Below are 13102 nucleotides of genomic sequence, written 5' to 3' on the forward strand. Positions count from 1 at the left end.
GCAACGTTCACGGCACCGGGTTTATCAGGCGAGTTGATGGATGGAAGGCTTGTTTCGGCGGCTCAAATCACGATAACAGCGCTGGGCACCTTGCCCAGCGTTTAAATCTTGCGCAGAACGTAAACACGCCACATTGCATAAAACGGGATAAAGTCCGACTTGCTATCGATGGCGAATCCGGCCTGCTTGAATTCAGTTTCTGCGACGGATCGAGGGATAACAAACCTATTTTGGTATTCACTCTGCTCGCCTCTGGCCTTGCGCCGCTGTTCGTGGCGCCTTCGCTTCCATGACTTAAAGTTGCCATCGACCCACATCGACAAGATGACGGTGTCTCGTGTCACCCTATGAAACTCTTGTAGCATCGCCAATCGATGCGCAGATTCACCGATGTGATGAATCAGTCGCATGCTGAAAATACAGTCGACCGAATTACCAGGTAGATCAATGGCAAACGCTGAAGTCTCGAGAGGCTTCACACGCTTGACTATATCGGCAGGTTGATTCTCCAGTGCGGTGGTAATCATATCCGGCGAATTGTCTGCGCCAATGATGATTCGATTAGAGTTTTCTGCAAGCAAAGGCCAGAACCGCCCCGCTCCGCATGGAAGGTCGAGAACCAGCCCAGGGTCTCCCGCCTTGTGCAACGCATCTCGCGCCATCTGTACGTCCCGATAATGGGACAATTTCCGCGACAGACCATCCTGATGCTTCAGGTAGTATTTTTTTGCGTGATCTTTATCGTATTTTTCGGAAAATTTAAGTTTGACAGGGGCGCTCATTGGCGTTCTCCAGTGGCCAGAACAGTATGATAGTTGTCAGCCTGTCGCTGAAAGGTCAACGTGATGTGAATTTTCTGTAGTACTGACGCTGAGGTCGGCCCAACGATTAGTCTTGCGCACGTTTTTGTGGTGACTAAGCCCGGAGGACTTAGTTGACTTACCCCTGCTTGTCAGCATCGATTTTGAGCGTAGCGCTGGACCAGTTGCATGCCAGCAATCGGCAAGCCTATTCCTGTAATACACAGACTCCAGATCAGGCCTTCGATACCAAAAGCAATCAACGCCCCACCAATGAATGTCGCGGGTAACACCGGGAACAACAGTATAAAAATCATCAATGCGTGGGCACCCAAGAGACTCTTTAGACGGTCCTTAGCATTGAAAATGCAAACCATCCAAAACAACGCCCAAAATGCAATAGTCGTCAAATAAAGGGCTAGACGAAGCAAATCCTCCACCATTCCGTATCCATGCATACCCTATCTCCTTTTTGAATTTCGCTTTCGCCGCTGACCGTCCCCAGCGTAGACGAGTTTACTGAATAATGGTTTGCCGCCCAACGTGAGTGTGAAAGATTACTCAAATCATTCGTGCGCGACCGCTGAAACGCGGCAGAATACAAATTCGAGGCTTTCGCTCGCGCATCGAATACGCAGGTACCCGAGATAGAAAATTTACCTCCCTCTACAACAGTCAGAGATTGTTCAACTTGATTAGAAGCATAAAGGCAATGCCATGAACATATTAATTATCGAGGATAATCGCGACATTCACGACAATCTGATGGAGTTTTTCGTGCTCAAAGGCCACACCGTCGAGGGAGCACTTGATGGACTCAGCGGGCTTCATCTAGCCGCTTCGAAAGATTTCGATGCGATTGTCCTGGATGTCATGCTCCCAGGCATCGACGGCAACCAGATCTGCCAAAGCTTGCGCGAGAATTCAAAATTCTGACATTGCCATTGTGATGTTGAGTGCGCGAGACCAACTGGAGGATCGCCTGGCCGGCTTCAAGGTCGGCGCTGACGATTACGTCACCAAGCCCTTTGCCATGTCCGAGATTCTTGCCACATCCTACTAGCAGTGACAGTCTTCGCAGTAATATCCACATGTTGAGACGGGCATTGGATAAAGTCTTTGATGAACCACTGCGGCACACCGTACATGGGATTGGGTACAAGCTATGCGCCCTGAGCAGTAAGCATCTATAGCGCAATATGGCTAACACCGTCTGTGTAACCTGCTCAATTTAAAGAGCATCAGCCAATTCTTTCCACTGTCCGGCATTCAATGATCCGAGAATCCTGGGTTCGTGCCTGCCATCCTCCTCGACGAACAGCGATTGCGTGTAAGCGCTGGAGCGTTGTCCCGCACGTACCCCCATCTGGCGCTCGAAATGATCGATACAACCGCTATGGGTGATTAGGATCAGATTCTCATTGCGGCTTTTATGAGCTGACACGGCATCTTTGAAGCCGCTATCGCATGCACTAACCCAATCCTGAGTCGTTACGGCCCGACCCGATATCAGATCAGCTGTCTGCCGGGTGCGAGTCGAAGGACTGGCGATCATCCGGGCTTTATCAAGACCTAGTTGTCGTAAACCTGTACCGACCGCTATCGCAGCATTACTACCATTGACGGTAATGCCTTCGGTGTCGCCCAGACAGGGGTTCGCCGATCGGTCACATCGTTCGGCGTGCCTCACCAGAACCACTATGGAACCTTGCATCCATTTCTCTTTCAGCTGTGACTTGATCATGTTGTTGCCCGCGCCCAGATCCATCACAGGGGTCGCCGTCAAACACCATAAAACCACTGTACCGAGCACGAGAGTGATGACTATCAGCGCAAGGTATTTGCCATGTAAGCGAAGAGAGTGCGGGACGAATCTTGAAATTAACGAGCCATCGATCGGGGTGCGGGGCATACCATCGAACCTGCAGCATCAGGACTTGGTGCCAGCCAGGGGGATCCCTTAGAACTCACCGTGCCATTAACGTCAAGATAAATGCGGCGCTGTGCTGGAGCAGTGAAAGCGATGTGAAAATATCAGTAAACCTGGGAATTCACTGACCCAGCCAGCGACGACTGTGTCAGCTCAACGGTAAAACAACAGCCGTTGGGTTCCAGACTAGTAAGCTCCACCCGCCAGTTCTGCTTGTGACAGATTCGCTGAACCAGAGAAAGCCCTAGCCCGAGGCCCTCGCCGCGGCTCTCATCGCCCCTGACGAAAGGCTGAAACATCTCCTGTTGCTTTTCTAACGGAATGCCGATGCCGCTGTCTTCGACACTGAAACCTTGTTCACCCAGCGTCAACCGAATGTAACCTCGATCCGTGTAGTGCCAGGCATTGCGCAACAAATTGCCCATGACCGACTGAAGAAACGTCAGATTATGGCGCTCCAGTGAAGTATGCCCACGGACATAGATGAACTCGATGCCTTTTTCACGAATCAACCGGCCCCATATTTCTACCAGGCCATCGGCGACTTCTTTTAACGTCGCGCTCGCCTCGCTGCCAGCGTCCTCACGAGCGCGTGCCAACATCAGAAACGTGTCGACCAGCTGCCGCATTTCTTCGCTGGCCCGGGCAATCCGGCCGACCTGGGCCGAGGACCGCGGGTCCAGCGAGGGATTACTGAGTAGCTGTTCACAGGAACTGGCCAGCACCATCAATGGCGTATGTAATTCTTTGCTAACATCACTGGTAAAGAGCTTTTCCCTACCTACCGCGGCTCGTAACCGGCCTAGAGTCTGATCGAAGGACAATGCCAGTTCCCCGACTTCATCCACGGCATAATCGGGATGAAGCGGCGGCGCCAGATCAAGCAGTTGGTCGCGATGCCTCACCTGGCGTGCTAAGCGAATCACCGGGGCCATCACCCGCCGGGCCAGCAATCTGCCCAGCAATGTCGCCAGAGCAATGCTCAAGACGAAACCAACGAACACCACGGCAAACAGCACATGTTCACGTTGCTTGAGACTGAGTTTGTCACGCAATAAAACGTACTTCTGGCCATTTACCTCTCCGGCCATGACATAGAAGTCCTGACCCTGATATTGAATCTCCTGAAAACCCGGAGCCAGTGCTTCCAGCTTCGGGTCCATTGCCATAAGCCCCTGCCCGCCCTGGTAGAAAAACAGTTCATCCTTTTCCGGTTGATGGCTCCACTCGCTAGTGCTGTCCATCCGCAGTAAACGATTCAACCCCCCGCCCAGGCTGATGGCGGTGAGATTGCGCTCGACCACGTGTACCGTCGAGATAATCCCGACGGCAAAGACCCCCGCGACCAAAGCGCTCATCAGGGTAAATACGATCACAATCCGTTTGGTCAAACTTTGTTTGAAATCCATTCCGATGCGTTACTCCACTGCTGTTTTCAAACTGCGAACCTGTTGTAATCGAACCCCGTAGCGAAGTGCTCGACTAAGTCAGGACTGTATTGAGCTTGTCGGCATCGATGTGCAGCGCGGGCTCGATCATCCTTATTGAACCCACATCCAAACCACTGGCCTCTACCTGAGCAAGTAAATCGCGTTAATGGTCCGCAAGGAAGAATGGGCTTGGTTTTTTTTAAGGTCCTTCGCCGCATGCGTTGGAGTGCAACCTGTCATGCCTTCGTAACACCTGCCAAGCACAATGGGATCAGCCAAAGGGATTTGGCCACGTGTACAGAAAGCCCGGCCAATGAGCCGGGCTTTTTGTTTCTCCCCTCTACATTCTGTACAGACCCTGCCACTCGCCTCGACGGTGATTGTTGACCCAACGATACATGCCCATGCTGTCCGTGCGACCACCCATCAGCTCGATCCCGCGCCCGCCGCAGGCAACTAGACTTCACAGGGGGGATGAAATCAACGTACCTCAACTCAGGAGATCTGTGATGAACAGAACATCTTGGCTGGCGTTGGTGGTGGCAGCAGGGGCAATTTCAAGTTGCGCGAGCAGAACCGAGATTGTCGATGTCCCCCTTGAAGCTACCCCGCTAAACGCCGAGCATATCGCTCGAGCCACCCTCAGCCCGGTGGGCAACCAAACCAGCATCTGGCTCACCGTCGGTGGTGTCCCCCACGACATGGCCGTCTCCAGCCGCCTCGACACCGCCATCTACGCTGGCTCCTGCCAGCAGCTCAGCGCACAGCCTGCGTACAGGACCCGTCAGGCCAACAGCGTCGACTATCCATCGCTCGCCCCACGAACCAAGCATTGGGCCCAGGCACCGGTGGCGCTGAGCGAACTGACCCAGGGTGACTATGTGTTGCTCGTTCGCACCAGCCCGGCAGACGGCAGCCGCCCTCTTTTCTGCGGCAACATCAACGCGGGCTAGGGGCGAATCGAGCAAGCAGTTCGGTACCGTGGCCTGTGCAACTTCAGCCAGGGCACGGTGACGCCTCGATCACTGCAGTCCACGCGCGTAGAAATGCGGGTTGTCCAGGCCGGGCTTGCCATAGCGCAACGCATCGCCGGCCAGGGTGCAGACCTGTCCGCCGGCGGCGACCAGCACCGCATGCCCCGCGGCGATATCCCACTCCATGGTGCGTCCCAGGCGCGGATAAAGGTCCGCTTCGCCGGCCGCCACCAGGCAAATCTTCAGCGATGAGCCGGCACTTATCAGGGAGCGCACCTTGCGCCCGTCGAGGAATGCATCCAGCGCCTCGGCATCCCCATGGGAGCGGCTGGCAACCACGTCCATTCCCTCCTCCGTCACCGCCCGACAATGGATGGCCTGGCGCTGTCCGGCCTGTTCGATAAAGGCTCCGCAATCCCGGGCACCGGCGAACAGGCGCTCCAGCGCGGGCGCCAGGACCACCCCCAGCACCGGTTCGCCGTTATCGATCAGGGCGATATTGACGGTGAACTCGCCGTTGCGATTGATGAACTCCTTGGTGCCATCCAGCGGGTCCACCAGCCAGAAACGCCGGCCCACCTCGGGCACCTGGCCAGCGGCGGCGGCTTCTTCGGAAATCACCGGAATCTGCGGTGTGCGCGCCGCCAAGGCCTGCAGAATCAGGGTCTCGGCGCGCTCGTCAGCTTCGGTCACCGGGGAGGTGTCGACTTTCCCGCGCACCTCGAAATCCGAGCGGTACACCTCCATCACCAACTCGCCCGCCGCGCGGGCAATACCGATGACATCTTCGAGCAGAACAGCCATTGACTCGTTCATGGGGTTTCTCCTGTTTTTGTTCTTCGTATGGTCCATACGGCCTATGCGCCGTTTTCCGGATCGGGGAACAGTACAGACATCCGCAACAGCGCCAATCAGCAAATGGATGTTTAACAGGAGTTCCTGTGCCCCACGGCAATCAGCTATCCGTTCCTCAGATCAACACACTCCGCCTACGCGCCGTGCAGTTGCGCATCGCCGGTAGCACGCTCAAAACCATCAGCCAGGACACAGGACTCTCTTCCCCGACCATCATCGCCGCCTACAAGGCCTGGCAAGCCGGCGGCTGGAATGCCGTGCCCGTGCGCGACCGCGGGCGCAAGCAAGGCGAAGGCCGCAGCCTCTCTGCCGAGCAGGAACGGCACATCTACCAACTGCTGGTCAGCACACTGCCGGAACGGCACCAGTTACCGTTCCTGCTCTGGCAGCTGGAGGCCATGCAGGCACTGGTCAAGCGTCTGCATGGCATCGACTTGCCGGAGCGCACCGCCGCCCATTATTTGCAACGCTGGCAGCTCAATGCCGAGCGCCCGGCCAAACGTGTCGCCAAGGCTTCGCCGGCCGTGCAGCGCTGGTACCGCAGCACCTACGAACACATCCTTGACCAGGCTCGCGCACAGAACGGCGAGATCCTCTGGATCGACGACTACGGTGCACCCAACGACCAGGGCAAACTCAGTTATGGCGTACTGCGCGCTGTCAGCAATCGCGGCAAGGTCCTCTGGCTGCCTTACGAAGACGGGCTGCGCGCGCCTCATCTGGTGGAGTTCTTCGACCGCCTGCATCGCTGCGCCGAACGCAAGGTGATCGCGCTGCTCTCGGGCATGCACTGGCAACGCGCGGCCGCCTTCATCACCTGGGCCGGCGAGCACGCCGACCGGCTGCTTCTGTTTCACCTGCCGCAAGCCAGCGAAATGCTCAGCGGCGCCCGCGAGCTGGCGACCCACATCGGCCAGCAAGCTGCGCGCAGCAGCCATGACGATGCGCTCGACAACATGACCGGTGTCGCGCCCACCCTGCCCCCCAACCCCATGCTGCAGATGTTGCGCCTGATGTTAAAACATCAAGTCGCGCATAAGTCCGAACCGCGGCAGTTGTACGTTGATAAGCGACAACAACAAAAAGCGAAAGGAAGATCTATGACGCTTACCCACCTGCAACGACTGGAAGCCGAAAGCATCCAGGCCATGCGCGAGGTTGTCGCCGAATCCGACAACCCGGTCATGCTTTACTCCATCGGCAAGGACAGCGCGGTCATGCTGCACCTGGCCATGAAGGCCTTCTACCCGGCCAAGCCGCCCTTCCCTTTGCTGCATGTCGACACCACCTGGAAGTTCCAGGAGATGTATCGCTTCCGCGATCAGATGGTGGCCAAACTCAACGTGGACCTGCTGACCCACACCAACCCCGAAGGCGTTGAAATGGGGATCAGCCCGTTCAAGCACGGCTCGCAAATCCACACCGACATCATGAAGACCGAAGGTCTGAAGCAGGCGCTGGATCACTACGGCTTCGACGCGGCTTTCGGCGGCGCACGCCGCGACGAAGAAAAATCCCGGGCCAAGGAACGGATTTTCTCCTTCCGCTCCGACCAGCACCGCTGGGACCCGAAGAACCAGCGCCCGGAGCTCTGGCACCTGTACAACACCCGTAAACACAAGGGTGAGTCGATCCGCGTGTTCCCCCTCTCCAACTGGACCGAGCTGGACATCTGGCAGTACATCCACCTGGAAAACATCCCGATCGTACCGCTGTACTTCGCCGCGCCGCGCCCGGTGGTCGAGCGTGACGGGATGCTGATCATGGTCGATGACGAGCGCATGCCGCTCAACCCGGGTGAAGTGCCGATGATTCGCAACGTGCGCTTCCGCACCCTCGGTTGCTACCCCCTCACCGGTGCCGTCGAATCCGATGCCGATACGCTGCCCAAGATCATTCAGGAAATGCTGCTGACCCGCACATCCGAGCGTCAGGGGCGAATGATCGACCACGACTCGGCCGCATCGATGGAGAAGAAAAAACAAGAGGGGTATTTCTAATGGCACACGTATCTGACCTGATTGCCGAGGATATCGAGCAATACCTCAAGGCCCACGAGCACAAGAGCCTGCTGCGCTTCCTGACCTGCGGCAGTGTGGACGATGGCAAGAGCACCCTGATCGGGCGCCTGCTCTACGATTCGAAAATGCTCTTCGAAGACCAGATGGAAGCACTGGAGGCCGACTCGAAAAAAGTCGGCACCCAGGGTGGCGAACTGGACTTCGCCCTGTTGGTGGACGGCCTGGCCGCCGAGCGCGAACAAGGCATCACCATCGACGTGGCCTACCGTTTTTTCTCCACTGACCGGCGCAAGTTCATCGTTGCCGACACCCCGGGGCATGAGCAGTACACCCGCAACATGGTGACCGGTGCCTCCACGGCCGACGTGGCCGTGGTGATGATCGATGCACGACGCGGCGTCCTGACTCAATCCAGGCGTCACAGCTATCTGGCCTCGTTGCTCGGCATTCGCAAGGTGGTCCTGGCGGTCAACAAGATGGACCTGATGGACTATTCGGAGAAAGTCTATAACGCCATCGTCGACGACTACCGCGCCTTCGCCAAGCAGATCGGTCTACAGGATTTCACCGCCATCCCGATGTCCGCGCTACGGGGCGAGAACATCACCGAGCAAAGCGAACACATGCTTTGGTACCGCGGTACCACGCTGATGGGCTACCTGGAAACCGTCGAGATCGACGAGGCGCACCAACAGAAACTGTCGTTCCGTATGCCGGTGCAGTGGGTCAACCGCCCCAACCTGGATTTCCGTGGCTTCACCGGCACCATCGCCAGCGGCGTGATTCGTCCTGGTGACCGGGTACGCGTGTTGCCGGGCGGACAAGAGAGCCGAATCTCGCGCATCGTCACCCTCGACGGTGACTTGCAACAAGCCGTGGCCGGACAGTCGATCACCCTGACCCTGACCGAAGAAGTCGATTGCAGTCGCGGCGATGTGCTGTCCACCGCAGAAGACCCGACCAGCGTGGCCGACCAGTTCCAGGTCAGCCTGATCTGGATGCACGAGCAGGCCATGCTCGCCGGTCGCCCCTACCTGATGAAAATCGGCGGCAAAACCCTGCCGGTGACCTTGTCGATGCCCAAGTACAAGGTCAACGTCAACACCATGGAACACTTGGCGGCCAAAGAGTTGGCGCTGAACGAGATTGGCGTGTGCAACCTCTTTACCAGCCAGCCGATCGCCTTCGATGCCTACAAGGACAACCGTGAAACCGGCAGCTTCATCCTCATCGACCGTCTGTCGAACGCCACCGTTGGCGCGGGCCTGATCGAGTATTCCCTGCGCCGTTCGCAGAATATTCATATGCAGCACGTGGATGTGAGCAAGCAAGCGCGCGCCGAACAGATGGGCCAGCAGCCCGTGCTGCTGTGGTTCACCGGTTTGTCCGGCGCCGGCAAGTCGGCCATCGCCAACCTGCTGGAAACCCGCCTGTACGCCCGCGGCCGGCACACCTACTTGCTCGACGGCGACAACGTGCGCCACGGCCTGAACCGCGACCTGGGCTTCACCGATGCCGACCGGGTGGAAAACATCCGCCGGGTGGCCGAGGTGTCCAAGTTGTTCGTGGATGCCGGGCTGATTGTATTGACGGCCTTCATCTCGCCGTTCCGTTCCGAGCGCGAGATGGCGCGCGGGCTGCTGCAGGAAGGCGAGTTCATCGAGATCTTCGTCGACACGCCGCTGGCCGTGGCCGAGGAGCGTGATCCCAAGGGCCTGTACAAGAAAGTCCGCCGTGGCGAGTTGAAGAACTTCACCGGCATCGACTCACCTTACGAGGTGCCGAACAAGCCGGACATCCATATCAAGACCGGCGAGCTGACGCCGGAGAAAGCAGTGGATCGCATCATCGCGGTGCTGACCGAGCGCGGCATCATCGGTAAAGAGTTCTAGTCCCGTCGCCTGGTTCGCCGGGCGTTTAACGATCGCCTCGAATAGCCCGAAAGGACGACGCCAGGCGAATAACACAGTGGCCCTGTTGTGGGCCGATGAATCCGGTTCGGGCGTCTGTGCGCAGAGGTTCACGATCCGGGTTCGACTAATCAAGAGCGTCGAACAATGACAATCAGCTCGATTGACGAACAACACCTGTTGAGTGGCCAGACCTGGTCCACGTTTTGCGATCACCTCAAACGCTGCGGCGAGCAGATTCTGCGCCCCGAAGCGCCGGCCGATGCGGCCACCCGCGCCGAAGGTTTCCGCTACCTCACGCGGTTGCTGCGCATTGGCCTGGAAATGCACATCGAGTTTGCCGATCCGGCCTTTCCCAGCTTCTTCAAAACCTCCCACGAGACCGCGAAGATCGGTGCCGACAACCCGGACAATCTCTACGAGTACTCGCGCCTGGACGGCACGCTGGACTATCGCATCAAAGGTCAGCGCGGCAGCGTCGCCTACCTGAGTTTCGGCACCCAGAAAGGCGGTTATGAAACCGACGGTACGCTGATCCAGACCGGCTTCATCGATGCCAGCCAATTGGAAGTCGATGCCCAGGGCAACTTCGAAATCATCCTCAGCCGCGAGCCGAAACCGGGCAACTGGCTGAAAATGGAAGACGCCACCAACGCCCTGATCGTGCGCCAGACGTTTCTCGACCGGCGGATTGAAGCGCCGGCCAAGCTGGGCATTGAGCGCATGGGTACCGATTCCAAGCCACAGGCCCTTGATCCGGCGACCTTCCAGCAAGGCCTGGCGCGGGTCTCCAGTTTCGTGGAGAACACCGCCAGGCTGTTCGCCGACTGGAGCCAAAGCTACCTGCCTCACAGCAATCAACTGCCACCGGCCAACCAGGCCCTGTGTCAGTCAGTGGGCGGCGACCCGAACATTTTCTACTACCACTCGCACTGGGCGCTGGCTGAAGACGAAGCCTTGGTCATCCACATCGACAAAGTGCCGGAGTGCGACTTCTGGAACCTGCAGATCAACAACTACTGGATGGAGTCGCTGGACTACCGCCACCACCAGATCTGCTTTAACAAACACCAGGCCCAATACGACGACAACGGCGGCGTGACCCTGGTCCTCAGCGAGCTGGATCCCGGGCTGAGTAACTGGCTGCAAACCGCCGGCGTACGCCAAGGCACGATGTGCCTGCGCTGGGTCGGTGCCCAGGAGCAATGCCACCCCACCACCCAAGTCGTAAAAGTGACTGCCATCGCGGAGGCCCTATGAACGCGCATACCCTGATTGAAGAGTTGACCGTCGACAGCCTGCTGGCCAGCGCCATCGCGCGCACCGACGGCCTGAGCAATTTTGGCGATGACAACTATCGCGAGTCTCTGGAGGCGCTGCTGGTTGCCTTGGCCGCCGAAGCCGGGTTGTCGCAGACCGGCCAGTACTTGCTGCAGGAAAGGCTGGTGGGACAACTGGTCAATCGCCTGGTGATCGAGGACTACCTTGTCCGCTATCCGCAAATCACCCAGATACAGATCGACGATCCGCTCGTCATCGTAGGCCTGCCACGCACCGGCACCACCATGCTGCAACGCACGCTGGCGGTTGACCCGCGCTTCCACTCGGCGGCCTGGTGGGAGACCCGCTTCCCGGCACCGCTGGCAGACGAAACCCTGGCCGTGCCGGCCAAACGCATCGCCCAGGCCAAGGCCGAGGTCGAGCTGATGGCGCAGGTCATCCCGCAGATCCTCGCCATCCACCCGCTGGATGCCATGCTCTGCGACGAAGAGTTCATGCTCATGGAACACTCGTTCATGTGCGCCATGGACGCCTACGTCAACGTGCCCAGCTATACCCGCTGGCTTGATCAGCAAGATCAGCGGCCGGTCTATACCCAGCTGAAAAAAATGCTGCAGTTCCTGCAATGGCAGAAAGGCCAACGGGGTGAACCCGCAGGCCAGCGCTGGCTGCTCAAAGCTCCCCAACACCTGCACACCCTGCATCTGCTGCTGGATGTTTTCCCGAAGGCGCAGGTGATTCTGACCCACCGCGAGCCGGCCCAGACCATCCCGTCAATGGCGAGCATGGCCCACACCCTGTGGCAGATGTACAGCGACACGCCTGATCCGAAAGCCGCCGGCGAACAGTGGAACCACCGCATGGCGCGTGGCATCCGTCACACCATGCAGGTCCGCGACCAGCACGCTGCCGAGCGCTTTCTCGACATCCACTTCGCCGACACCGTGAGCCAGCCGATGGACGTGCTGGAAAGGGTCTACGCCTTTGCCGATCTGCCGTTTACCGACAAGGCCCGCGCCGACGCGCAGGCATGGCTGGCGCAAAACAGCCGGGAAAAACGTGCCAGCCACGACTACAGCCTGGAGCGCTTCGGTTTGAACGAGGCGCAGATGACTGAGGACTACAAGGAATATCGCGCCCGTCACTTGAGTGCCAACCACTAACCGCAGGCTGGAGGATTCATGGAAAAACTCATGTTGACCCTGTGGAAACCGCCACAGCAAAGCGTCGAGCAATGGCGCCAGGCGTTGCTCGACCTGAGCGCCAATCTGCTCAGCGTCGGCGCGCGCACCCTGCGCGTCATGGTGGTTGATGAGGGCGTGGCCGCCGCGTCTGCACAGCGCATTACCAATAGCGCCGTCCCGCTGGACGGCTTGCTCTCGCTGTGGCTGGACAGTGCCGCGCAATGGCCGTCCATCAAGGCACTTGTGACGCCGTTGACCAGTCGCCTGGAGGCTTATCTGGTGCTGGAGTCCGAGCCCTACCCCGAGGAGCGCAAGTCGCGTGTAGCCCACTACCGGGTACCGGTTGGCGAGCGCACACCCGGCATGAATCAGGTGGCGCTGCTGCAAAAGCCAGACCGGATGAGCTACGAGCATTGGTACGACACCTGGCGCAACGGCCACGGGCCGAATGCCTACCCTCTGCAGTCGATCTTCGGCTACCGACAGAACACCGTGGTACGCGCGCTCACCTTCGGTGCGCCGGTGCTGCACGGGATCGTCGAAGAAAACTTCCCGCCCGAGGCCATCGGCAATCCGCAAGGATTCTTCGCGGCCCTGGGCGACCCGGACAAATGCGCGCAGCGCCAGCAGGCCATGTACGAATCGACCAGCAAGTTCATCGACTTCCAGAAGCTCGACTGCATCCTCACCAGCGAGTACCAGCTCAGTGCCTGAGTA

11 protein-coding genes and 2 pseudogenes are annotated in these 13102 nt (G+C 58.5%); 8 read left to right on the forward strand and 5 right to left on the reverse strand.

The window, feature by feature from the left end; translation table 11 throughout:
* Positions 1–101: 101 nt before the first annotated feature.
* On the reverse strand, positions 102–782 hold the full coding sequence (locus ELQ88_RS20400) for a class I SAM-dependent methyltransferase (RefSeq protein WP_138967341.1): 681 nt from the start codon (positions 780–782) through the stop codon (positions 102–104).
* A gap of 170 nt (positions 783–952) precedes the next feature.
* Complete coding sequence (locus ELQ88_RS20405; RefSeq protein ID WP_138967343.1) at positions 953–1258, reverse strand: hypothetical protein; 306 nt, start codon at positions 1256–1258, stop codon at positions 953–955.
* A gap of 259 nt (positions 1259–1517) precedes the next feature.
* On the opposite strand from ELQ88_RS20405, the pseudogene ELQ88_RS34970 reads away from it, so the two are divergent.
* Positions 1518–1993: pseudogene (locus ELQ88_RS34970) on the forward strand (response regulator).
* A gap of 38 nt (positions 1994–2031) precedes the next feature.
* Here ELQ88_RS34970 and ELQ88_RS20415 read toward each other — a convergent pair.
* Entirely contained in the window at positions 2032–2712 is a 681-nt protein-coding gene (locus ELQ88_RS20415; RefSeq protein WP_138967345.1) for a histidine phosphatase family protein, read from the reverse strand.
* Positions 2713–2834: 122 nt separating this feature from the next.
* Entirely contained in the window at positions 2835–4139 is a 1305-nt protein-coding gene (locus ELQ88_RS20420) for a HAMP domain-containing sensor histidine kinase (protein WP_138967347.1), read from the reverse strand.
* A 530-nt stretch (positions 4140–4669) separates the two neighbouring features.
* On the opposite strand from ELQ88_RS20420, the gene ELQ88_RS20425 reads away from it, so the two are divergent.
* Positions 4670–5113: a hypothetical protein gene (locus ELQ88_RS20425; RefSeq protein ID WP_138967349.1), complete on the forward strand. Its 444-nt coding sequence runs from the start codon at positions 4670–4672 to the stop codon at positions 5111–5113.
* 69 nt (positions 5114–5182) lie between these two features.
* Here ELQ88_RS20425 and cysQ read toward each other — a convergent pair whose 3' ends face one another.
* Positions 5183–5950, reverse strand: a complete 768-nt coding sequence (gene cysQ / locus ELQ88_RS20430; RefSeq protein ID WP_138967351.1) for a 3'(2'),5'-bisphosphate nucleotidase CysQ — start codon at positions 5948–5950, stop codon at positions 5183–5185.
* 302 nt (positions 5951–6252) lie between these two features.
* On the opposite strand from cysQ, the pseudogene ELQ88_RS34975 reads away from it, so the two are divergent.
* The 6 genes and pseudogenes from ELQ88_RS34975 to ELQ88_RS20455 form a co-directional block, all read left to right on the forward strand.
* Positions 6253–6507 (forward strand): annotated as a pseudogene (locus ELQ88_RS34975) (winged helix-turn-helix domain-containing protein); the annotation flags it as partial.
* A gap of 357 nt (positions 6508–6864) precedes the next feature.
* A complete protein-coding gene (gene cysD / locus ELQ88_RS34760; protein WP_346342823.1) occupies positions 6865–7989 on the forward strand; it encodes a sulfate adenylyltransferase subunit CysD in 1125 nt (374 codons plus the stop codon).
* On the forward strand, positions 7989–9902 hold the full coding sequence (gene cysN / locus ELQ88_RS20440) for a sulfate adenylyltransferase subunit CysN (RefSeq protein ID WP_138967355.1): 1914 nt from the start codon (positions 7989–7991) through the stop codon (positions 9900–9902). Before cysD ends, cysN begins: the two co-directional genes overlap by 1 nt.
* A gap of 165 nt (positions 9903–10067) precedes the next feature.
* Positions 10068–11180, forward strand: coding sequence for a DUF1214 domain-containing protein (locus ELQ88_RS20445; protein WP_128872395.1), 1113 nt, complete (start codon positions 10068–10070; stop codon positions 11178–11180).
* Entirely contained in the window at positions 11177–12364 is a 1188-nt protein-coding gene (locus ELQ88_RS20450; RefSeq protein ID WP_138967357.1) for a sulfotransferase, read from the forward strand. Before ELQ88_RS20445 ends, ELQ88_RS20450 begins: the two co-directional genes overlap by 4 nt.
* A gap of 18 nt (positions 12365–12382) precedes the next feature.
* Entirely contained in the window at positions 12383–13099 is a 717-nt protein-coding gene (locus ELQ88_RS20455; protein ID WP_138967359.1) for an EthD domain-containing protein, read from the forward strand.
* The last annotated feature ends 3 nt before the right edge of the window (positions 13100–13102 follow it).

This window comes from Pseudomonas sp. MPC6 (assembly GCF_006094435.1).
Taxonomy (GTDB): domain Bacteria; phylum Pseudomonadota; class Gammaproteobacteria; order Pseudomonadales; family Pseudomonadaceae; genus Aquipseudomonas.